Here is a 22,644-nt window from a genome sequence, read left to right as displayed (position 1 = left end):
GACGAAAAAACCGCCTTCGGGGCACCTTTCGCGTGCGCCTCGCGACCCTCATTTTCACCCCTCTTTTGACGTGCAATCGCCCATGAGTTTTCTTGGCATCGACCTCGGCACCGGTTCCCTCAAAGTAGCAATCGTCGATGAAAACGGCCGCGAACAGGCGGTCGCGAGCGTCGCTTATACGTTGGAGACACCGCACGCCGGTTGGGCGGAGACCTCGGTGCAAACGTGGTGGCGCGCGCTGTGCGAAGCGGCGTCGCGTTTGCCACCCGCGTTGCGCAGCGACGTGCGCGCGATCGGCTTCTCCGGGCAGATGCACGGTGTCGTGCTGATCGACGCCGCCGGCGACGCCGTGCGGCCCGCCATGCTGTGGCCCGATACGCGCGCGCTGGGTTTGCTCGACGCGTGGCGCGAGCCGCAAGCGAATCCGGTGGCGCCCGGCATGGCTGGGCCGTTGCTGCGCTGGATCGTGCTGAACGAACCGCACGCCGCGCACAGAACGCGCTGGGCGTTGCAGCCGAAAGACTGGCTGCGCGTGGCGTTGGGCGGCGCGGTGCTGACCGATCCGTCCGATGCCTGCGCGACCGCGCTCGCCGATCCGGCCGGCGTATGGGATACGGCGCTGCTGGCGCGGCTGGAGATTCCGCGTGAATGGTTCGCGCCATTGGCGCCGTCGTATGCGGCGGGCGGCGTGCTGTCGGAGGCGGCGGCGCAGGCGCTGGGGTTGCGCGCCGGCATCGTCCTTGCGACCGGCGCCGCCGACACGCCGTGCGCGGCGCTCGGCAGCGGACTCGCGCGTGACGGCGATGCGTTGCTCACCACCGGCACGGGCGGACAGATCGTCGTGCTGGCGGGGCAGGAGCCGACGGCGGCGAAGGGCTTGCATCGCTATCGGGCGGCGAGCGATCACTGGTATCGGATGGCGGCAATGCAGAACGTCGGCATTGCACTGGAACGCGTGCGCGGCTGGTTGTCGTATGAATGGGCTGATGCTTATCGGGATGCGTTCGGCGAGGCCAACGCGATTGCACTGAACGACGCGTCTGGCGACGTCACTACCAGCGCGTTCGGCGAAGCAAGCAGCGCGACTTCCGGCAGCGGCTCGGAACGTACCCACGGCGCTGCAGCGCCCACAAGCGGCCTGACCTTTCTGCCTTACCTTACCGGCGAACGCACACCGTGGCTGAACCCATCGGCGCGCGGCGGCTGGCTCGGCCTCGCACTCGAACACACGCGCGGCACGATGATGCGCGCCGCGTTCGAAGGCGTCGCGTTCTCGCTGCGCGCCGGTCTCGACGCGATTCGCGCGAGCGGCGCGACGGTCACCACGTTGAAGCTCGCGGGCGGCGGTTCGGTCGACGCGCGCTGGCGGCAGTTGCTGGCCGATGCGCTGGACGTCGAACTGTATGCGGTCGATTGCCCCAACGCGGCGCCGCGTGGCGCGGCGATTCTCGGCGGTCTGGCGAGCGGCCATTGGCACGCGAACGATCTCGCGGCGCTCGCGCCGGGCGCGACGCGGGTCGCCGGTCCGCGAGGCGATGCGGCGCTGGCCGAACGCTATGCACGCTTTCTCGATCTTTATGGCCGGGTCGAAACCTGGTTCGGCGGCACGGGGCGTCGGTGACGCTGCCTGCGCTCGTCGACGCCCGTCGACGATGAGCGCGCCGATGTCCGGTACGGACAATGCCGTGACGCACTTTGCAATACCATGACGCTTTTCGCGCGCTAAGTTAGAGCGCGGCACATCATGCCGGACGCGCGTCGCACTCACGGACCTCAAGGAGCATTCACGATGAAAACCAAAGCCGCCATTGCATGGAAAGCCGGCGCCCCATTGACGATCGAGGAAGTGGATCTGGAAGGCCCGCGCGCCGGTGAAGTGCTGATCGAAGTGAAGGCGACGGGCATCTGCCACACCGACTACTACACGCTCTCGGGCGCTGACCCGGAAGGCATTTTCCCGGCGATTCTCGGCCATGAAGGCGCGGGCGTGATCGTCGATACGGGTCCGGGCGTCGGCACGCTGAAGAAGGGCGATCACGTGATTCCGCTGTACACGCCGGAATGCCGCCAGTGCAAGTTCTGCCTGTCGCGCAAGACCAACCTGTGTCAGGCGATCCGTTCGACGCAAGGCCGCGGCCTGATGCCCGACGCCACCTCGCGCTTCTCGCTGGACGGCAAGCCGCTGTTCCATTACATGGGCACGTCCACGTTCTCGAACTACATCGTCGTGCCGGAAATCGCGGTCGCGAAGGTGCGTGAAGACGCGCCGTTCGACAAGATCTGCTACATCGGCTGCGGCGTGACGACGGGCGTCGGCGCGGTGGTGTATTCGGCAAAGGTCGAAGCGGGCGCGAACGTGGTGGTGTTCGGCCTCGGCGGTATCGGTTTGAATGTGATTCAGGGCGCGAAGATGGTCGGCGCGGACAAGATTATCGGCGTCGACATCAACCCGGGCCGCGTCGAACTGGCGAAGAAGTTCGGCATGACGCACTTCATCAACCCGAACGAAGTCGAGAACGTGGTCGACCACATCGTGCAACTTACCGACGGTGGCGCGGACTACTCGTTCGAATGCATCGGCAACACCAAGGTAATGCGTCAGGCGCTCGAATGCACGCACAAGGGCTGGGGCCAATCGTTCATCATCGGCGTGGCGGCGGCGGGCGAGGAGATCAGCACGCGCCCGTTCCAGCTGGTGACGGGCCGCGAGTGGAAGGGCTCGGCGTTCGGCGGCGCGCGCGGCCGTACGGATGTACCGAAGATCGTCGACTGGTACATGGAAGGCAAGATCAATATCGACGATCTGATCACGCACCGTCTGCCGCTCGAACGGATCAACGAAGGCTTCGACCTGATGAAAAAGGGCGAGTCGATCCGCTCGGTCGTGCTGTACTGATGCGGAACGTGACGAACGCAACCCACGCAACCCACGCAACCCACCGAAAGGAGCAGGGCGATGCTTGAACTTCTGTCGTCGCATGCCTGCCATGGCGGCGAGCAGCGTATCTACCGGCATGACTCGCAGACCGTCGGTCTGCCGATGCGCTTCTCGGTCTATCTGCCGCCGCAGGCGTTGCAAGCGAACGCGAACGTGCCCGCGCTGTTCTATCTCGCGGGTCTCACGTGTACGGAAGAAACCTTTCCGATCAAGGCCGGCGCGCAGCGTTTCGCGGCACAGCACGGCATCGCGCTGATTTCGCCCGATACGAGTCCGCGCGGCGCGGGCGTGCCGGGCGAAAGTGCGGCGTGGGACTTCGGCGTGGGCGCGGGTTTCTACGTCGATGCGACCCAGCAACCGTGGGCACAGCATTATCGGATGTACTCGTACGTGCGCGACGAGCTGCGCGAAACGGTGCTGGCGAATCTGCCGGTGGACGGCGCGCGCCTGGGCATCTTCGGGCACTCGATGGGCGGTCACGGCGCGTTGATGCTGGCGCTGCGCAATCCGGAGATTTATCGCTCGGTGTCGGCGTTCGCGCCGATTGCCGCGCCCACGCGCTGCCCGTGGGGCGAGAAAGCGTTAGGCGGGTATCTCGGCGACGATCGCGAAGCGTGGAAGCAGTACGACGCGAGCGAGCTGGTCGCGCATGCGTCGCGCAAGTTCGCGGCGGGGATTCTGGTGGATCAGGGGCTGGCGGATCAGTTCCTGGCGGAACAGCTCAACCCGGATGTGTTCGAAGCCGCCTGCCAGGCGGCGGGTCAGCCGCTGACGTTACGCCGTCACGCGGGCTACGACCATGGGTATTACTTCATCTCGACGTTCATCGAGGATCATCTCGCGCATCACGCGAAGGTGTTGCTCGGCTGAACGTGCCGTTGTATGGCGATGACGGTAGCGCGTAAAAGTGCCCGCCGTCATCGCTGTCCACTCAACGGCGCTTCACCAAACTCCCGCCGTACACCACCGCCGACAGCACGGTGATCCAGAAGCTCGTGGGCCAATCGGTATAGAACGCCAGCGTCAATCCCAGCCACGCCTGCAGCAGCGCGAACACCGCGGCCAGTACGAGTCCGGTCGACAGACGCGTCGTCATGTTCTGCGCGGCCGCAGCCGGCCCGACCATCAAGGTGAACACCAGCAACACGCCGACGATCTGCGTACACGCGGCTACCGCCAACGCGGCAATCGCCAGAAACAGCACCGACACGAGCCGCAGCGACACACCCTTTGCTTCGGCCAGTTCAGGCTGCAACGAAGCAAACAGCAACGGCCGCATGATCGCCGCCAGCGCCAGCAAACTGACTACGCCTAGCGCCGCCAGCACGCCCAGCGTCGACGTATTCACGCCGAGCACATTGCCAAACAACAACGCGGTCACTTGCGTCGCGTACGCGGTGAAGAAGTGCAGAAACAGCAAACCGAAACCGAGCGACAGCGAGAGGATCACGCCGATCGCCACGTCGCGTCCGGCGAGGCGTTCGCCGAGTGCGCCCATGCCGACGCCCGCCGCGAGCGTGAAGCCGATCATCCCCCAGATCGGCGAGATGCCGATCAGCACCGCGCCGGTCGCGCCGGTGAAGCCGACGTGCGATAGCGCGTGGCCGGCGAAGGTCTGTCCGCGCATCACCAGAAAATAGCCCACGATACCCGCCAGCACCGCGACGATCCCCGACGCCGCGAACGCGTTGACCATGAAATCGTATTCAAACATCGTGCGTGTGTCCGTCGCGTGAGTCGTGCTGGTGTGAGTGGCTGTGGCCGTGCGCGCCATGCGAATGGCCGTGGCTATGGCCGCCGTCTTCGTCGTGTTCGTGCTCGTGATCGTGCTTCTCGACTTCGACGTCGCCCGACATCACGAAGATGCGGCCGTTCACCCGCATCACGTCGATCGGCGAGCCGTACAGGCGCGACAGGACCGGGCGGGTGATCACTTCGTCGACGGTGCCGAGCGCGGCCACGCCGCTGCCGAGATACAGCACGCGATCGATCGAGTTCAGCAGCGGATTTAATTCATGCGCCGAAAACAGCACGGCAATGCCGAGTTCCTGCTGCACGCGCCGCACCAGTTCGACCACGCTCTTCTGATGATGCGGGTCGAGGCTGATCAGCGGTTCGTCGAGCAACAGCAGCTTCGGATTACCGAGCAGGCATTGCGCGAGCAGCAGACGCTGCCGCTCGCCGCCCGACAGTTCCGACAACGGCCGCTCGGCCAGCTTGCGGCCGCCCACCAGATCCAGCACGCGCTCGACATCGGCGCGAGTGTGGGCGTCCGCATGCGGCAAGCCCCAACGATGACCGTCGGCGGCCATCGCGACGAAATCGCGGCCGCGCACGCGCCGTCCGGCGAGCGCGCTGCGCGTCTGCGGCATATAGCCGATCGACGCATTGCCGCGCTCCACCGGTTGCCCCAGCACGCGGATCGTGCCGCTCGCGGCCGGCACGAGGCCAAGCACCGCGCGCATCAAGGTGGTCTTGCCCGCGCCGTTCGGCCCAAGCACGCCGATGAATTCGCCCTGATTCACCACGAAACCGGTGTCGCGCAGAATCGTGCGGTCGCCGAGTTCGAGCGTGACCTGCTCGAGTTCGAGCACGGGCGCGTTGGACGGTGCGCCCGTGGGCGCACTTGCTGCAGGGGCTGGCGCGTTGCGGCCAGTCAGAGTCATGGTGTCGTTCCTTTGCTGCCGGAAGCCGCCACCGCGCCCGCGCCGTTCGCTTCGCCCGCGATCAGCGCGGCGTTCAGCGCGTCGAGCTGCGTCAGCATCCACGTCTGATAGGTCTTGCCGGCCGGTTCGGTCTCGGTGACGCTCATGGACGGCACCTTCGATTGCTGCGCGAGCTTCAACATGCGTTTGGTCAGGGCCTCGGTTGCCTGGCTGTTATAGATCAGAACGCGCACGCGCTTTTCGCGCAGGTCGCGTTCGAACGCGGCGATATCGGCCGCGCTGGCTTCGGTGTCGTTCATCGTGGCGAGCTGGAAGCGCAGATTGCGCATGCTCAGCCCGATCGCGTCCGACATATAACCGAACACCGGCTCGGTCGCCGTGACCGGCACGCCCGCGTAGCGGCCATGCAACTCGGCGACCTTGGCGTCGATCGGCTTCAGCGAATCGAGAAACTTCGCGAGGTTCGCATCGTACGCCGACTTGTGTGCCGGGTCAGTCGCGACGAGCGCTTCGCTCACCGCGCGCGCGACCTTCGGCATGGTGGCCGGGTCGTACCAGAGGTGCGGATTATCGCCGCCTTTCTTGCCGGTGAGGTCGGCGGCGACGATCGTCACGCGCTTCGACCCCTTCGACGCGGCCAGCAATTTTGCCATCCACGGATCGTAGTCGGCGCCGTTGTACACCACAAGGCTCGCATGCTGCAACGCGCGCGCCGTCTTCGGGCTGGCTTCGAACAGATGCGGGTCCTGGTCCGGATTGCTGAGAATGCTGGTCACGTCGACGCGATCGCCGCCCAGTTGCTGCACCACGTCGCCGTAAAAATTCTCCGCCGCGACCACCGGGATTTTCGCATCCGCGGCGAAGGCGCTGTGACCGATCGCGAACGCGGCCGTGGCCGCCGCAACGTATTTCGACAGCTTCAGCGCGCGGTGCGCTCCGTTCAACATCGAGCCGAGTTTGTTCATCGTTGTTTCCTGCTGCGTGAGAGTTGAGTGAATCACTAACGTTAGGAGAGGGTGTGGCGGCCGCGCGCGGCCAATGAAGCGCGGTCGAAATGATATAACGTATCTCAAATAATTGTCAGCGCCTTATGCAGAAAGCGACTTGGCCTTCCCCGATTTCTCGTATTAGTGTTGTTCAGAGCCGGAACGAGGGCGCGCGTGTCCTGCCGCGCTGCACCATCGAAATCTGCGCGGGTGCCTTGACATGACCCTGTCCGTATCCGATCATTCGATCACTAACAGAGCAATTGTTCGCGCAATGAGCGTTCGCTCACTGCGAGACAAAACGCAATGAACCGGAGACAGGCAGTGGCGGCACGATTGCAAGACAAGGTGGCCATTCTGACGGGCGCGGCGAGCGGAATTGGCGAGGCCGTGGCGCGCCGCTATCTGGACGAAGGCGCGCGCTGCGTGCTGGTGGACATGAAGCCGGCCGACAGTTTCGGCGACACGTTGCGCGCCGGATACGGCGACCGGGTGCTGAGCGTCAGCGCCGACGTCACGCGCCGTGAAGATATCGACCGTATCGTCGCGAGCACGCTCGAGCGTTTCGGCCAGGTCGACATTCTGTTCAACAACGCGGCGCTGTTCGATATGCGCCCGCTCCTCGACGAATCCTGGGACGTGTTCGACCGCCTCTTCGCGGTCAACGTGAAGGGCCTGTTCTTCCTGATGCAAGCCGTTGCGCAAAAAATGGTCGAGCAGGGTCGCGGCGGCAAGATCATCAATATGTCGTCGCAAGCGGGGCGGCGTGGCGAGGCGCTCGTGTCGCATTACTGCGCGACCAAGGCGGCGGTGCTCAGCTACACGCAATCGGCGGCCCTGGCGCTCGCGCCGCACCAGATCAACGTGAACGGCATCGCGCCGGGCGTCGTCGATACGCCGATGTGGAAGGAAGTCGACGCGCTCTTCGCCCGTTATGAAAACCGTCCGCTCGGCGAGAAGAAGCGCCTGGTCGGCGAAGCGGTGCCGCTCGGCCGCATGGGTGTGCCGGACGACCTGACCGGCGCCGCCCTGTTTCTCGCGTCGGCGGATGCCGACTACATTACCGCGCAAACGCTGAACGTCGACGGCGGCAACTGGATGAGTTGACGCAGCAGGCACGTCGCCGCGGTCGCGACGTGCGCATCATCCCCGTCATTTTCGTAGAACAAACGCAGCATCACATAACGTACGAGAAAGGAGACAACACATGAAGCCAATCCTCAAATCCGCGCTGAAAGCGGCTAGCGTCGGCGCCATGGCGTGCTTCGCGTTGAGCGCGTCGGCGGCGACGGTGACGATCGCCACGTTGAACAATCCGGACATGATCGAGCTGAAGAAGCTCTCGCCCGCTTTCGAGCAGGCGAATCCGGACATCAAGCTGAACTGGGTGATTCTCGAAGAAAACGTGCTGCGTCAGCGCGCCACCACCGACATCACGACCGGCAGCGGCCAGTTCGACGTGATGACGATCGGCGCCTATGAAACGCCGCAATGGGGCAAACGCGGCTGGCTCACGCCGCTCACCAACCTGCCCGCCGATTACGATCTGAACGACGTCGTGAAGACGGCCCGCGACGGCCTGTCGAGCGGCGGCCAGTTGTACGCGCTGCCGTTCTACGTCGAAAGCTCCATGACGTATTACCGCAAGGACCTGTTCGCAGCCAAGGGTCTGAAAATGCCGGACCAGCCGACTTACGACCAGATCGCGCAATTCGCCGACAAGCTGACCGACAAGGCCAACGGCATGTACGGCATCTGCCTGCGCGGCAAGGCGGGCTGGGGCGAAAACATGGCGTACGCGACGACGGTGGTGAACACCTTCGGCGGTCGCTGGTTCGACGAGAAGTGGAACGCGCAGCTCACCACGCCGGAATGGAAGAAGGCGATCACCTTCTACGTCGATCTGCTGAAGAAAGACGGCCCTCCGGGAGCGAGTTCGAACGGCTTCAACGAAAACCTGACGCTGATGTCCTCGGGCAAGTGCGCGATGTGGATCGACGCGACGGTCGCGGCCGGCATGCTGTACAACAAGCAGCAATCGCAGATCGCGGACAAGGTCGGCTTTGCTGCCGCACCGATCGCTGTCACGCCCAAGGGTTCGCACTGGTTGTGGGCGTGGGCGCTGGCGATTCCGAAGTCGTCGAAGCAGACTGACGCGGCGAAGAAGTTCATCGCATGGGCGACCTCGAAGCAATACATCGAGCTGGTCGCGAAGGACGAAGGCTGGGCCTCGGTGCCGCCGGGAACGCGTCAGTCCACCTACGCACGCCCCGAGTACAAGCAGGCTGCTCCGTTCGGCGAATTCGTGCTGAAGGCGATCGAAACGGCGGACCCGGATCACCCGACGCTGAAGCCGGTGCCGTACACCGGTGTGCAGTTCGTGGGTATTCCTGAGTTCCAGTCGTTCGGTACCGTGGTCGGTCAGAGCATCTCCGGCGCAGTGGCCGGCCAGATGACGGTCGATCAGGCGCTGGCCGCCGGCAATGCGACCGCGAATCGCGCGGTGCAACAGGCCGGCTACCAGAAGTAATAGAAGTACTGGAAGTGATGCGGCAACCCGCCACCTGAAGCACGTGGCACGCGCCGGCTGACGCCCGTCAGCCGGCCCACGCAGCACAGCGGGCTGTCCTGATCGCGCGGTGCGCCGCGATACCGGCAAGGTGTCGCGCCGGCCGGCGCGCTTCACGCCGCGAGCAGTTCGCGGCGGACAGTCCGCGCATTACCGAACAGGTGGTCCACCATGCGTCCTCTGCGCCTACCTCTCATGCAAGCTCATCCCCAGACAGAAAAAGAACGCGAAGTCCGCAAAGCCAATTCCGCGCGCTGGCTAGTCACGCCCTCGGTGGCCGTGCTGGTGTTGTGGATGGCGATTCCGCTCGCCATGACGATCTGGTTTTCGTTCTCGCGCTACAACCTGTTGAACCCGGACCTCAAAGGTTTCGCCGGTCTCGACAACTACAAATACCTCGCGACCGATCCGTCGTTCGGCCCCTCGATCGGTCACACGCTCGAGCTGATTATTTCGGTGCTGGTGATCACCGTGGTCGGCGGCGTGCTGATGGCGATTCTGTTCGACCGTAAGTTCTACGGCCAGGGCATCGCGCGGCTGCTTGCCATCGGCCCGTTCTTCGTGATGCCGACGGTCAGCGCGCTGATCTGGAAGAACATGATCCTGCACCCGGTGTATGGCCTGATCGCACAGGGCATGCGCGCCATGGGCATGCAGCCGATCGACTGGTTCGCCGACTATCCGCTCACCGCCGTGATCATGATCGTCGCGTGGCAGTGGTTACCGTTCGCGTTCCTGATTCTGTTCACCGCGATCCAGTCGCTCGATCAGGAGCAGAAGGAAGCGGCAAAGATCGACGGTGCGGGTCCGTTCTCGATGTTCTTCTACATCACGCTGCCTCACCTGAAACGGGCAATCGCGGTGGTGGTGATGATGGAGACGATTTTCCTGCTGTCGATCTTCGCCGAAATCTATACGACCACCGGCGGCGGTCCGGGCACCGCGACGACCAATCTGTCGTACCTGATCTATTCGCTCGGCCTGCAACAATTCGACGTCGGGCTCGCTTCCGCCGGCGGCATTCTCGCGGTCGTGCTGGCTAATGTCGTGTCGTTCTTCCTCGTGCGCATGCTCGCGAAGAACCTGAAAGGGGAGTACGAAAAATGAGCCAGGTTGCCTCCACTCCGGTGTCGAGCTCGACACCCATGACCGTGCCGGCGAAGTCGCCGTTCGCCGCGATTCGCCGCGCCATTCCCGGCGTGATCGCCTGGCTGGTCGCGTTGCTGCTGTTCTTCCCGATCTTCTGGATGACGATCACCGCGTTCAAGACGGAACAGCAGGCTTATTCGTCGTCGCTGTTTTTTATTCCGACGCTCGATAGCTTCCGCGAGGTGTTCGCGCGCAGCAATTACTTTGCGTTCGCGTGGAATTCGGTGCTGATCTCGGCGGGCGTCACGGTGCTGTGCCTGATTCTTGCCGTGCCGGCCGCGTATGCGATGGCGTTCTTCCCGACCCGCCGCACGCAGAAGGTGCTGCTGTGGATGCTGTCCACCAAGATGATGCCGTCGGTCGGCGTGCTGGTGCCGATCTATCTGCTGTGGAAGAACACCGGCCTGCTCGATTCGGTGTCGGGTCTGGTGATCGTCTACACGCTGATCAATCTGCCGATTGCGGTGTGGATGTCGTTCACGTACTTCGCCGAAATTCCGCGCGACATTCTCGAAGCCGGGCGGATCGACGGTGCGAGGACGTGGCAGGAAATCGTCTATCTGCTGATGCCGATGTCGCTGCCGGGGCTCGCGTCGACCGCGTTGCTGCTCGTGATCCTGTCGTGGAACGAGGCGTTCTGGAGCATCAACCTGTCGAGCTCGAACGCGGCGCCGCTGACGGTGTTCATCGCGTCGTACTCGAGTCCTGAAGGCTTGTTCTGGGCCAAGCTGTCGGCCGCTTCGCTGCTGGCGGTGGCGCCGATCCTGATTGTCGGCTGGCTGTCGCAGAAGCAACTGGTGCGCGGTCTCACGTTCGGGGCGGTCAAATGACAGCGGGGTCGAATGTGGGTTCCGGTGTCGGTCAATTTGCGCTGATCTGCGATTGCGACGGCGTGCTGATCGACAGCGAAGCCGTGGCGGCGCGCATGCTGGTGCACGAACTCGAAGCGCGCTGGCCCGAGACGGACGTCGAGCCGGTGGTGTTGCCGCTGCTCGGCCTGCGCATCGAAGCGGTGTTGCAGGGTACGGCGACGCAGCTCGGCAAGAGCCTGTCCGTCGCCGATATCGACGCGATCCGCCGCGCGGTCGAAGCGGCGGCGATGCAGGCACCGGCGGTGGAAGGCATCGAGGCGGCGCTCGCTCAGGTGCCGCTCGCCAAAGGGTGCGCGAGCAACAGTTTCCGGCCATACGTGGAAGCGGTGCTGGCGCGCACGGGGCTGGTGAAGTTCTTCGGCGACCGCCTGTTTTGCGCCGATGCGGTACCGAATCCGAAGCCCGCGCCCGACGTCTATCTGGCGGCGGCGCGCGGTTTGGGACTCGCGCCGTCGGCGTGTCTGGTGGTGGAAGACAGCGTGACCGGCGTGACGGCGGCGACCGCGGCGGGCATGACGGTGCTGGGCTTTATCGGCGGCGGTCACGCGAGCGACGCGCAGATCGACAAGCTGCATGCGGCCGGCGCGCGTCACGTGTTCGACGATATGCAGCAACTGCCGGAACTGGTCGCGCAATGGACGCTGAGCGCGACGGCGGCCACGCCGCCATGAATGGCGTGGCGGCGTCGGCCCGAGCATAGAGAAGCGAGCTGCTGAAGCAAACGAAGCAAACGAAGCAGCGTAAGCAACGGACAAGCAATACCTAGAGCATTACACGGAGACACATCATGGCAAGCGTAACTCTGCGCAACATCAGAAAGGCCTACGACGACAACGAGGTGATGCGCGACATCAACCTCGACATCGCGGACGGCGAGTTCGTCGTGTTCGTGGGCCCGAGCGGTTGCGGTAAATCGACGCTGATGCGCATGATCGCCGGCCTCGAAGACATCAGCGGCGGCGACCTCAGCATCGACAGCGTGCGCGTGAACGACGTGGCGCCCGCCAAACGCGGCATCGCGATGGTGTTTCAGTCGTACGCGCTGTATCCGCACATGACGCTGTACGACAACATGGCGTTCGGCCTGAAACTCGCCGGTACCAAGAAGCCGGAAATCGACGCCGCCGTGCGCAACGCCGCGAAGATCCTGCACATCGATCATCTGCTCGATCGCAAGCCGAAACAGTTGTCCGGCGGACAGCGTCAGCGCGTGGCGATCGGCCGCGCGATCACGCGTAAGCCGAAGGTGTTCCTGTTCGATGAACCGCTGTCGAATCTCGACGCCGCGCTGCGCGTGAAAATGCGCCTCGAATTCGCGCGTCTGCATGACGAGCTGAAGACCACGATGATCTACGTGACGCATGATCAGGTCGAAGCCATGACGCTGGCCGACAAGATCGTCGTGCTGTCGGCGGGCAATCTGGAGCAGGTCGGCAGTCCGACCATGCTGTATCACGCGCCCGCCAACCGTTTCGTCGCCGGCTTTATCGGTTCGCCGAAAATGAACTTCATGGAAGGCGTGGTGCAGTCGGTCACGCACGACGGCGTGACGGTGCGCTACGAAACCGGCGAGACGCAGCGTGTCGCGGTGGAGCCGGGCGCGGTCAAGCAGGGCGACAAGGTGACGGTCGGCATTCGCCCCGAGCATCTGCACGTAGGCAACAGCGACGACGGCATCTCGGCTCGCACGATGGCGCTCGAATCGCTCGGCGACGCGGCGTATTTGTACGCGGAATCCAGCGTCTCACCGGACGGCCTGATCGCGCGGATTCCGCCGCTCGAACGGCATACGAAAGGCGAGATGCAGAAGCTCGGCGCGACGCCGGAGCACTGCCATCTGTTCGACAGCGCGGGCAAGGCATTCCAGCGTAAGATCGTCGAAGTGCTGGCCGCCTGACCGCGTGATGTTGGCGAAAGCGGCGGGCGCGCCGCTTTCCTTTCAACCACGCCGGGAAACGCTCATGTCCGCCTACGTTGTCATTACGCGCGAGAAAACGCTCGACCAGGCCAAGCTCGACGAATACAAGCAGGTTGCGCCCGCAACCTTCGAACAGCATCCGGTCACCATGCTGGCGAGCCACGGGCGCAAGGAAGTGGTGGAAGGGCCGGCGATCGAAGAGATTCTGATTCTCGAATTCGCCGGCTATGACGAGGCGATCGCGTGGTATCGCAGCCCGGCGTATCAGGCGGTCAGCGAGACGCGTCTGAAGGGCGGCGATTACCGGATCATCATTACCGAAGGTTTGCCGCTGGTGTAGTGCGAGTGCGGGTTGCGGCGATCAATGCGCCGCGGCGGAGCGTACTGCTCGAACTGCTCAACTCGCCCGACCCCCAAGCGCTCTCAAGCCTCAAGCGCCGCTCGCGCGCACAACTCGTCGGTCACCAACCCCGACAACCATCCGCCTTTCAGCACCGCGATCAACGCTTCCCGCTTGCGCTCGCCGCCCGCGAAACCAATCGTCGGGCGCCGCGGCGGCGAATCGAGTGGGAGGCTGGTCACGCGTCGGCCGGTCGGCGACTCGACGTGCGCGCCGGTCGCATCGATCGGCAGACCGAGCATTTCGGCCACGGCGCCGCCTTGCATCATGTCCTTCACTTCCGCCGCCGTAATGAAGCCGTCTTCATGCAGCGGGCAGGTCGGCCCGATATTGCCGACGCCGACGAACGCGACATCCGCCTCCGCCGCCAGCGTTTCGACGATCCGGTACAGCCGGTGATTGCACCACTGCGAACGCTCCGCCTCGCTATCGGCGAGCAACGGAGCCGGCAGCAGAAAATGCTTGCCACCCGTCTTCTCGGAGATGTGCAGCGCGACGTCGTAGCGGTTCGAGGAGCCGTCCTGAGCGATCGCCCCGACCAACGACACCAACCGGTGCTGCGGACGGTCTAGCTGCGCGATCTGATCGACCGACGCCTTCAGCGTCCGGCCGCTGCCGACCGCGACCACCATCGGCTTTTCTTCGTTCAGATGGCGCTCCATCACCTGCGCGCCGGCCACCGCGAGCTTGCGGTCGATTTCCTCGGGCGTGTCGCCGTCCACCGGCACGACTTCGCACATGGCGAGGCCATAGCGCCTGGACAGTTGATCGGCGAGCGACAGACAGTCCGCCAGTTGATGATCGACGCGCACGCGAATCAGGTTCTTCTCGACGGCGAAGGCGACCAGGCGCTGCGCGACCGGACGCGACACCTGCAGCTTCTCGGCGATCTCGTTCTGGGTGTTGCCGGCGACGTAGTAAAGCCACGCGGCGCGGGTAGCAAGATCTAATTTTTCTGTGGACTTGGGCACGGTGACGGCTCGCTGATAGTGCGCCGATGATAGCAGCCGGCTCTCCTGTCTCCCCGGAGAGCGGCTGCGGCTTGCCGTCGCTCAGGCGAGCGGCGTGCGTGCCGGATCGAACAGCGGACGCACGTGGCGATACAGCGCGCGATACGCTTCGAGCCGCGCGCGCAGTTCGGCATGACGGCGCGGATTCGGCGTGAATTCCTTTTCGATGGGCGGCTTGGTCAGCACCGTGGCCGGATCGCCGCCCGCGGCCAGCCAGCCGAGACGGGCCGCGCCGAGGGCCGCGCCGGTTTCGCCGCCGCCGTGCTTGCGGGTGGCGGTGTCGAGCGCGTCGGCCAGCAACTGGGCCCAGTAATCGCTGCGCGCGCCGCCGCCGAGCAGCGACAACGCCTTCGCTTCGGTGCCGGCCGCGCGCAATGCGTCGAGGCCGTCGGTGAGCGCGAGCGTCACGCCTTCGAGCACCGCATAGCCGAGCAGCGCGCGATCGGTCGCGTGATTCATGCCGAAGAACACGCCTTGCGCGTACGGGTCGTTGTGCGGCGTGCGTTCACCGGACAGATAGGGCAGGAAAAGCGGCGCGGTGTTCAACGCGTCGGCGGGCAGCGCTTCGATTTCCGCGAGCAAGGTCGGTTCGTCGGTCGAGGTCAGTTTGCAGACCCAGCGCAAGCAACTCGCCGCCGAGAGCACCACGCTCATCTGATGCCAGCGATCCGGAATCGCGTGACAGAACGCATGCACGGCGGACGCCGGGTTCGGCCGGAAACTGTCGCCGACCACGCACAGCACGCCCGAAGTGCCGAGCGACACGAAGCCGTCGCCCGGTTGCGTCGCGCCGATGCCGATCGCGCTGGTGGCGTTATCGCCGCCGCCGGCCGCGACGATCACGCCGTCGCTCAAGCCGAATTCGCGCGCCACCTCGGGCAGCAACGTGCCGGACGGCGCGCTGCCTTCGCAGAGGCTCGGCATTTGCGCGCGCGTCATGTTGCAGGCCGCCAGCAACGAATCGGACCAGTCGCGTTGGGCGACGTCGAGCCACAGCGTGCCGGCCGCGTCCGACGGATCGGACACCTTGCCGCCGGTCAGTTGCAGACGCAAGTAATCCTTCGGCAGCAGCACGCAGGCGGTCCGCGCGAAAATCTCCGGCTCATGGCGCGCGACCCAAAGCAGCTTCGGCGCGGTGAAACCCGGCATGGCCAGATTGCCGGCCACGCTGTGCAGATCGGGCGCGCGCTCGGTCAACTCCGCGCATTCCTTGTCGCTGCGCATGTCGTTCCACAGAATCGCGGGACGCAGCACGCGGTTTTCCGCATCCAGCAGCACCGCGCCGTGCATCTGCCCCGACAGGCCGATGCCGCGAATCTGCGCGAACTCGTCCGGGTGTCTGGCGCGCAACGCGGCGAGCGCCGTGCGGGTGCCGGCCCACCAGTCTGCGGGATTCTGTTCGGCCCAGCGCTGATGCGGACGGGAAACGGTAAACGGGGAGCCTGCGGTGCCGATTACGCGTCCGTTGGAGGCGAGCAGCAGGACTTTCACTTCGGACGTGCCGAGGTCGATGCCGAGATACATGGGCGCGGAACCTTCGTCGTTGGAGATGCGCTACTTTAGCCGCACACCGCGCGCGCTGCCATGCGCATTAAGCCTGGCAGCGGCGCGCCGCGTCGCTGGGTTGGTACGTTGCTAGGTTGCCGCGTTGCCGCGGCAGGTGCGTTCAGGCCGCGCCGCGTTTGGAGAGCCACACGTCGACGCGCGCCAGTGCGCCTTCCAGCGCCGACTCCAGTTCCGGCGTCTGCGCCATGCTGCCCCACAGCAGGCGGTCGGCGGCGAACGCTTTCAGCGGATCGGGCGCGGCGAAGAAACCGCGCGCGACCTTTTCGTCCATCACGCCGTCCTGATACGCGTACGGCAACTCGCCCGACTGCCAGCGTTGCAGAAAGCGGAAGAACAGCGCGGGCAGCATTGCCGTGGCCGCCGGGGTGACGCCACGTTCGAAACACTCGGCCAGCGTCGGCGCGATAAAGCCGGGCAGCTTCGAAAAACCGTCGGCCGCGACGCGCTGATTGGTGTCCTGGATATACGGATTGCTGAAGCGTTCGAGCACCACGTCGCGATACCGGTCGAGATCGAGCGGACTCGGCGTGAGGCACGGAATCACGTCTTCGGTCACGTAGTCGAACGCGAATTTGTTGATGTCGGCGTCGAGCGTGCCTTCGTGAATGTAGTTCAGGCCGACCAGCGTGCCCGCCCACGCAATGCAGCTATGCGGTGCGTTCAGAATGCGGATCTTCGCTTCCTCGTACGGCATCACCGAATCGACCAGTTCTGCGCCGACTTTCTCCCAGGCAGGGCGGCCGGCAATGAAGCGATCTTCGATCACCCATTGAATGAACGCTTCGCCCATCACCGGGCAGGCATCGTCGACGCCGGTCGCGGCTTTCACGCGCTCGCTCACATCCGGCGTGGGACGCGGCGTGATGCGGTCGACCATCGAACTCGGGCACGCGGTGTTGTCGTCGAACCATTGCGCGAGTTCGTTCGCGCCGCGTCGTTCGAGAAACTCGCTCATGCCCGCGTGAAAACGCTCGCCGTTGCTGCGCAGGTTGTCGCAGGTTTGCAGCGTGACCGGGCCCGCGCCGCGCTTCATGCGCGCGTCGAGAATCGCTGCGAGTGCGCCGTAGATCGTGGTGTGGCCACCGTTGAGGTCGGCGGCGAGATCGGCGTTCGCGGTATCGAGTTCGTCTTCTTCGTCGAGGTAATAGCCGCCTTCGGTCACCGTGAACGCGATGATCTTGCAGGCCGGATCGGCGCCCGCTTCGATCAGGCCGTCGAGGTTCTCGGTCCAGGGCAGTACGCGTTCGATCGAACGGATCGTCTCGTACGCGCGTTCGCCTTGCGGCGTGACGGTTTCGAGCGTGTACACGCCGTTCTGCGCGGCAAGCGCGTCGAGCACCGCGTTCATGTCGCTGCGAATATTGCCGACAGTGAGCGACCAGTGCGGCTCGCCGGGCACCTTCGCTTCGTTCAAACGGTGCAGATACCACGCCTGATGCGCGCGATGAAACGATCCCGCGCCGATGTGCAGGATCACGTGTGCGGCCGCGCCGCTGCCTTGCCTGCTGTTCATGTACGTCTCCTGAATGTCCTGGCTCGCACGGCTTTGAAGCCGGCGTTTCTTGTGGTGGAGCATTTGCTCTGCGTGTGAGCGAATGATCGTACCCGGCGAAACGAATGTCAAGGCGAGGCCGCCGGGTTTTCGTGGCGCAGCGCGGCGCGGCGGGGCTTGCGGGCGACCGTCACGACGTACGGTTGCAGGACGGACGTGCTTTGCCGTGCGGATCAGCGCGTATTGCATTGCATCAAATTTGACCTTTTCCGGGTCAGGACTAACCCGAATGCAAAAAAGTATCAGTCCGCGGTTTCATTTTTAGTGGTGGCGAGCGCGTTTGAGGGCTACTTTTCGCTATAGAAGACAACAAGACGAAGCGTTGGCGACGCCCCCGGCGAGCCGCTTCATGGAGGCAGACAGTGCAACCCGATCTCGAACTCGTGGCCGTGCGCCGCGACGAATCGTTCAAAGTGTGGTCGCATGGCTATCCGTATCGCACGGTGCGCTGGCATTTCCACCCGGAGTACGAGATTCATCTGATCGTCGCGACGACCGGCAAGATGTTCGTCGGCGATCACATCAGCAGCTATACGCCCGGCAATCTCGTGCTGATGGGGCCGAACCTGCCGCACAACTGGGTGAGCGACGTGCCGGAAGGCGAGACCATCGCGCAGCGCAACCTGGTTGTGCAATTCGGCCAGGAGTTCGTGTCGAGCTGCGTCGACAGTTTTCCGGAGTGGCGTCAGGTCGAGGCCTTGCTCGCCGACTCGCGCCGTGGCGTGTCGTTCGGCGCGCAGACCAGCGAGGCGATCAAGCCGCTGTTCCTCGAACTGCTGAGCGCGCGCGGCTTGCGGCGTCTTGTCCTGTTCATGTCCATGGTTGAAATGCTGATGAACGCCGAAGACCGCGAAGCGCTCGCGAGCCCTGCGTATCAGGCCGACTCGACCGGTTTCGCGTCGACCCGGATCAATCATGCGCTGTCGTATATCGGCAAGAACCTCGCGAACGATCTGCGCGAATCGGATCTGGCGCAACTCGCGGGTCAAAGCGTCAGCGCGTTCTCGCGCTATTTCCGCCGTCATACCGGGCTGCCGTTCGTGCAGTACGTGAACCGCATGCGGATCAACCTCGCGTGCCAGTTGCTGACCGACGGCGAACTCAGCGTGACCGATATCTGTTTCAAGGCGGGTTTCAATAACCTGTCGAATTTCAACCGGCAGTTTCTCGCAGTGAAAGGCATGGCGCCTTCGAAATTCCGCCGCTATCAGCAACTCAACGACGCGAGCCGCGACGCCTCCGAACAGGCCGCCGCGCGCGGCGTGGGCATCGACGACGCGCCCGCCATCGTGCTCGCGCCGGGGCTGCCACGCCCGGCCGCCGCCGCTTATCCACCGACGTAGTTTCCCGCTTCGACCAGGTTGAAGCCTTGGCCGAAGCGTTCCGCTTCACCCGCGTTGCAACACGTATCGCGCTGTCCGACGACAGCGTGAGGGACGTGCTTACTTTTAATAACGGAGACAACCATGACGCAATCCCTTTCGAAGCCGGCCTCGTTGAAGAGCTTCACTCGCAACGCGGCCGCTATCGCCGCGCTCGCCTTCGGCCTGTCGTTTATCGCTGCGCCGGCCGCACAAGCCGCGCCGCTGAAAATCGGCATGACGTTTCAGGAGCTGAACAACCCGTACTTCGTGACGATGCAGAAGGCGCTCAACGACGCGGCCGCGTCGATCGGTGCAACCGTGGTCGTGACCGACGCGCATCACGATGTCAGCAAGCAGGTCAGCGACGTCGAGGACATGCTGCAGAAGAAGATCGACATTCTGCTCGTGAATCCGACCGACTCGACCGGCATTCAATCGGCGGTGACGTCGGCGAAGAAGGCGGGCGTGGTCGTGGTCGCGGTGGATGCGAACGCCAACGGTCCGGTCGATTCGTTCGTCGGCTCGAAGAACTTCGACGCGGGTGAAATGGCTTGTGACTATCTGGCGAAGGCGATTGGCGGCAGCGGTGAAGTAGCGATTCTCGACGGCATTCCGGTCGTGCCGATTCTGGAGCGCGTGCGGGGTTGCAAGGCGGCGCTCGCGAAGGTGCCGGGCATCAAAGTCGTCGATACGCAGAACGGTAAGCAGGAACGCGCCACCGCGCTGTCGGTTACCGAAAACATGATTCAGGCGCATCCGAATCTGAAGGGCGTGTTCAGCGTGAACGACGGTGGTTCGATGGGCGCGTTGTCCGCGATCGAATCGTCGGGCAAGGACATCAAGCTGACCAGCGTCGACGGTGCGCCGGAAGCGATCGCCGCGATCCAGAAGCCGAACTCGAAGTTCATCGAAACGTCCGCGCAATTCCCGGCCGACCAGGTGCGTATCGCGCTCGGCATTGCGCTCGCGAAGAAGTGGGGCGCCAATGTGCCGAAAGCGATTCCGGTCGACGTGAAGATGATCGACAAGAGCAATGCCAAGGGTTTCAGCTGGTAAGACGACAGGCGCGCCGCACCGTGTTCGCTTTGCCTGACGAGCGACACGGTGGCGCGCCGCAGAGGAGCACCCGATGGACACCATTCTCAAACTCGACAACATCACCAAGAGCTTTCCCGGCGTGAAAGCGCTGCAAGGCATTCATCTCGAGATCGCGCGCGGCGAGATCCACGCGTTGCTTGGCGAAAACGGCGCCGGCAAATCGACGCTAATGAAAATCCTCTGCGGCATCTATCAGCCGGATGAAGGCGCGATCACGATCGCGGGCGAGGCGTGCCATTTCACGAACTATCACGACGCGGTGGCGGCGGGCGTCGGCATCGTGTTCCAGGAATTCAGCCTGATTCCGTATCTGAACGCGGTGGAGAACATGTTTCTCGGCCGCGAATTGAAGAACGGCCTGGGCCTGCTCGAACGCGGCAAGATGCGCCGCACGGCGGCGGCGATTTTTCAGCGGCTCGGCGTGGCGATCGATCTGTCGGTGCCGATTCGCGAGCTCTCTGTCGCGCAGCAGCAGTTCGTCGAAATCGGCAAGGCGTTGTCGCTGGAAGCGCGCATCCTGATTCTGGATGAGCCGACCGCGACGCTCACGCCTGCCGAGGCCGAGCATCTGTTCGCGATCATGCGCGATCTGAAACAGCAGGGCGTGGCGATGATTTTCATCTCGCACCACCTCGAAGAGATCTTCGAAGTGTGCGACCGCATCACGGTGCTGCGCGATGGGCAATACGTCGGTATGACGGAAGTGGCCGAATCCGACGTGGGCCGCCTCGTGGAAATGATGGTGGGCCGCCGCATTGAAAGCAGCTTTCCGCCGAAGCCGCCCTTGCATGCCGACGCGAAAATCGTGCTGGAGGTTCAGAAGCTGCAATTGCTGAAGGACAGCCCCGTGCTGAGTTTCGCGCTGCGTGAAGGCGAGATTCTCGGTTTCGCGGGTCTCGTGGGTTCAGGCCGCACGGAAACCGCGCTCGCGGTGATCGGCGCGGATCCGGCGTACGTGAAGGAGATTCGCATCAACGGTGCGGCCGCGAAATTGTCCGACCCCGCCGATGCGTTGCGCGCCGGCGTCGGCATTCTGCCGGAGAGCCGCAAGACCGAAGGTCTGATCACCGACTTCTCGATCAAGCAGAACATCTCGATCAACAACCTTGGCAAGTATCGCTCGCTGCGTTTCTTCATCGACCAGCGCAGCGAAGCGCGCGCCACCGCCGACATCATGAAACGCGTGGGCGTCAAAGCGCCGACCATGCACACCGAAGTCGCGACGCTGTCGGGCGGTAACCAGCAGAAAGTGGTGATCGCCCGCTGGCTGAATCATCACACCAACATCCTGATCTTCGACGAACCGACACGCGGCATCGACGTCGGCGCCAAAGCCGAAATTTATCTGCTGATGCGCGAACTCACCGCGCGCGGCTACTCGATCATCATGATCTCGTCCGAACTGCCGGAGATCGTCGGCATGTGCGACCGCGTCGCCGTATTCCGCCAGGGCCGCATCGAAGCGATGCTCGAAGGCGACGCGATCGACTCCAATGCCGTGATGACCTATGCCACCGCCGGCTCCCTGGGAGCAAAACATGAACACGCCTAATCCTTCTTCTTCACCGAAAACCTCTACCGTTAGCAGCGACACGCCGGGTGCGCCAATGCGCTTCACCTGGGCCGCATTGAAGCGCTCGACGGTGTTCTATCCGTTCATTGGCCTGCTGGTGGTCTGCATCGTGATGGTGTTCGCGAGCGACAGTTTTCTCTCCGCCGCCAACATTGAAAACGTGCTGCGCCAGGTGTCGATCAACGCCATCATCGCCGTGGGGATGACGTGCGTGATTCTGACCGGCGGCATCGATCTGTCGGTGGGCTCGGTGATGGCGCTGGCGGGCACGCTCGCGGCAGGGCTGATGGTTGCCGGCATGAACGCTGTGGCCGCGTTGGCGATTGGCATTGCCGTCGGCCTCGGCTTCGGTGCGGCGAACGGTTTCTTCGTCGCGTTTGCCGGCATGCCGCCGATCATCGTCACGCTGGCGACGATGGGGATCGCGCGCGGTCTCGCGCTGATCTACACCGGCGGCTATCCGATCGACGGTTTGCCCGATTGGGTCGCATTCTTTGGCAGCGGCAAGATTCTCGGCGTGCAGGCGCCGGTCGTGATCATGGTGGTGATCTACGCGATTGCGTGGGTGCTGCTCGAACGCATGCCGTTTGGCCGCTACGTGTACGCAATCGGCGGCAACGAACAGGCGACGCGGTTGTCCGGCGTGCGCGTGGCGCGCGTCAAGCTGATCGTCTACTCGATCGCCGGCCTGACCTCGGCGTTTGCCGCGATCGTGCTGACCGCGCGCTTGATGAGCGGCCAACCGAACGCGGGCGTCGGCTTCGAACTCGACGCGATTGCCGCCGTGGTGATGGGCGGCACCTCGATCTCGGGCGGGCGCGGCTCGATCATCGGCACGTTGATCGGCGCGTTGCTGCTCGGTGTGCTGAACAACGGCCTGAACATGGTCGGCGTGAATCCGTATGTGCAGAACGTGATCAAGGGCGGAATCATTTTGCTGGCGATCTATATCAGCCGCGACCGTAGAAAGTAACTCTCCACTG

20 protein-coding genes are annotated in these 22,644 nt (G+C 64.1%); 14 read left to right on the top strand and 6 right to left on the bottom strand.

Annotated elements, in window-relative coordinates:
• The first annotated feature begins 82 nt into the window (after positions 1-82).
• The 3 genes from FA94_RS07095 (at position 83) to fghA (ending at position 3,808) form a co-directional block, all read left to right on the top strand.
• Positions 83-1,621: a xylulokinase gene (locus tag FA94_RS07095; protein WP_035548323.1), complete on the top strand. Its 1,539-nt coding sequence runs from the start codon at positions 83-85 to the stop codon at positions 1,619-1,621.
• 168 nt (positions 1,622-1,789) lie between these two features.
• Positions 1,790-2,896, top strand: coding sequence for an S-(hydroxymethyl)glutathione dehydrogenase/class III alcohol dehydrogenase (locus FA94_RS07090; RefSeq protein ID WP_035548321.1), 1,107 nt, complete (start codon positions 1,790-1,792; stop codon positions 2,894-2,896).
• A 60-nt stretch (positions 2,897-2,956) separates the two neighbouring features.
• Positions 2,957-3,808 (top strand): S-formylglutathione hydrolase, encoded by an 852-nt coding sequence (fghA, locus tag FA94_RS07085; RefSeq protein ID WP_035548318.1) that lies wholly within the window; start codon positions 2,957-2,959, stop codon positions 3,806-3,808.
• Positions 3,809-3,869: 61 nt separating this feature from the next.
• Here fghA and FA94_RS07080 read toward each other — a convergent pair whose 3' ends face one another.
• Genes FA94_RS07080 through FA94_RS07070 form a run of 3 tightly spaced genes read right to left on the bottom strand, consistent with a single transcriptional unit; the run spans position 3,870 to position 6,569 of the window.
• Complete coding sequence (locus FA94_RS07080) at positions 3,870-4,652, bottom strand: metal ABC transporter permease (protein ID WP_035548314.1); 783 nt, start codon at positions 4,650-4,652, stop codon at positions 3,870-3,872.
• On the bottom strand, positions 4,645-5,604 hold the full coding sequence (locus FA94_RS07075; protein WP_035548311.1) for an ABC transporter ATP-binding protein: 960 nt from the start codon (positions 5,602-5,604) through the stop codon (positions 4,645-4,647). Before FA94_RS07075 ends, FA94_RS07080 begins: the two co-directional genes overlap by 8 nt.
• Complete coding sequence (locus tag FA94_RS07070) at positions 5,601-6,569, bottom strand: metal ABC transporter solute-binding protein (protein WP_035548308.1); 969 nt, start codon at positions 6,567-6,569, stop codon at positions 5,601-5,603. The genes FA94_RS07075 and FA94_RS07070 overlap by 4 nt, the downstream gene beginning before the upstream one ends.
• A 345-nt stretch (positions 6,570-6,914) precedes the next feature.
• On the opposite strand from FA94_RS07070, the gene FA94_RS07065 reads away from it, so the two are divergent.
• The 7 genes from FA94_RS07065 to FA94_RS07035 all read left to right on the top strand — a co-directional run bounded on the left by FA94_RS07065 (position 6,915) and on the right by FA94_RS07035 (position 13,438).
• A complete protein-coding gene (locus FA94_RS07065; protein ID WP_231584864.1) occupies positions 6,915-7,697 on the top strand; it encodes an L-iditol 2-dehydrogenase in 783 nt (260 codons plus the stop codon).
• 100 nt (positions 7,698-7,797) lie between these two features.
• Entirely contained in the window at positions 7,798-9,120 is a 1,323-nt protein-coding gene (locus tag FA94_RS07060) for an ABC transporter substrate-binding protein (RefSeq protein WP_035548302.1), read from the top strand.
• 210 nt (positions 9,121-9,330) lie between these two features.
• A complete protein-coding gene (locus tag FA94_RS07055) occupies positions 9,331-10,266 on the top strand; it encodes an ABC transporter permease subunit (RefSeq protein ID WP_035548300.1) in 936 nt (311 codons plus the stop codon).
• A gap of 38 nt (positions 10,267-10,304) precedes the next feature.
• Positions 10,305-11,138 (top strand): carbohydrate ABC transporter permease, encoded by an 834-nt coding sequence (locus FA94_RS07050; protein ID WP_231584885.1) that lies wholly within the window; start codon positions 10,305-10,307, stop codon positions 11,136-11,138.
• On the top strand, positions 11,135-11,851 hold the full coding sequence (locus FA94_RS07045; RefSeq protein ID WP_035548293.1) for an HAD family hydrolase: 717 nt from the start codon (positions 11,135-11,137) through the stop codon (positions 11,849-11,851). Before FA94_RS07050 ends, FA94_RS07045 begins: the two co-directional genes overlap by 4 nt.
• 116 nt (positions 11,852-11,967) lie before the next feature.
• The gene (locus FA94_RS07040) at positions 11,968-13,077 is read left to right on the top strand and encodes an ABC transporter ATP-binding protein (RefSeq protein ID WP_035548290.1); all 1,110 of its coding nucleotides are present in this window, start codon (positions 11,968-11,970) and stop codon (positions 13,075-13,077) included.
• A gap of 64 nt (positions 13,078-13,141) precedes the next feature.
• Positions 13,142-13,438 (top strand): DUF1330 domain-containing protein, encoded by a 297-nt coding sequence (locus FA94_RS07035; protein ID WP_035549475.1) that lies wholly within the window; start codon positions 13,142-13,144, stop codon positions 13,436-13,438.
• An 83-nt stretch (positions 13,439-13,521) separates the two neighbouring features.
• On the opposite strand, the gene FA94_RS07030 is transcribed toward FA94_RS07035, so the two are convergent.
• The 3 genes from FA94_RS07030 to dalD form a co-directional block, all read right to left on the bottom strand.
• Positions 13,522-14,469, bottom strand: coding sequence for a sugar-binding transcriptional regulator (locus FA94_RS07030; protein WP_035548287.1), 948 nt, complete (start codon positions 14,467-14,469; stop codon positions 13,522-13,524).
• Between the two features lie 81 nt (positions 14,470-14,550).
• Entirely contained in the window at positions 14,551-16,032 is a 1,482-nt protein-coding gene (xylB, locus tag FA94_RS07025; RefSeq protein ID WP_035548284.1) for a xylulokinase, read from the bottom strand.
• A gap of 142 nt (positions 16,033-16,174) precedes the next feature.
• On the bottom strand, positions 16,175-17,587 hold the full coding sequence (gene dalD / locus FA94_RS07020; protein WP_035548282.1) for a D-arabinitol 4-dehydrogenase: 1,413 nt from the start codon (positions 17,585-17,587) through the stop codon (positions 16,175-16,177).
• 401 nt (positions 17,588-17,988) lie between these two features.
• Between dalD and FA94_RS07015 the strand changes: the two genes are divergently transcribed.
• From FA94_RS07015 to FA94_RS07000, 4 genes are all read left to right on the top strand, one after another.
• A complete protein-coding gene (locus FA94_RS07015) occupies positions 17,989-18,969 on the top strand; it encodes an AraC family transcriptional regulator (RefSeq protein WP_035548279.1) in 981 nt (326 codons plus the stop codon).
• 123 nt (positions 18,970-19,092) lie between these two features.
• Positions 19,093-20,046 carry an ABC transporter substrate-binding protein gene (locus FA94_RS07010; protein WP_051980410.1) on the top strand — a complete coding sequence of 318 codons (954 nt, stop codon included), beginning with the start codon at positions 19,093-19,095 and terminating at the stop codon, positions 20,044-20,046.
• A 73-nt stretch (positions 20,047-20,119) separates the two neighbouring features.
• Entirely contained in the window at positions 20,120-21,640 is a 1,521-nt protein-coding gene (locus FA94_RS07005) for a sugar ABC transporter ATP-binding protein (RefSeq protein ID WP_035548276.1), read from the top strand.
• Positions 21,627-22,634 carry an ABC transporter permease gene (locus FA94_RS07000; RefSeq protein ID WP_035548273.1) on the top strand — a complete coding sequence of 336 codons (1,008 nt, stop codon included), beginning with the start codon at positions 21,627-21,629 and terminating at the stop codon, positions 22,632-22,634. The genes FA94_RS07005 and FA94_RS07000 overlap by 14 nt, the downstream gene beginning before the upstream one ends.
• The last annotated feature ends 10 nt before the right edge of the window (positions 22,635-22,644 follow it).

It is taken from the genome of Burkholderia sp. 9120, from assembly GCF_000745015.1.
In the GTDB taxonomy this organism is placed as follows: Bacteria; Pseudomonadota; Gammaproteobacteria; order Burkholderiales; family Burkholderiaceae; genus Paraburkholderia.
This window is presented reverse-complemented; position numbering and strand designations above follow the sequence as displayed.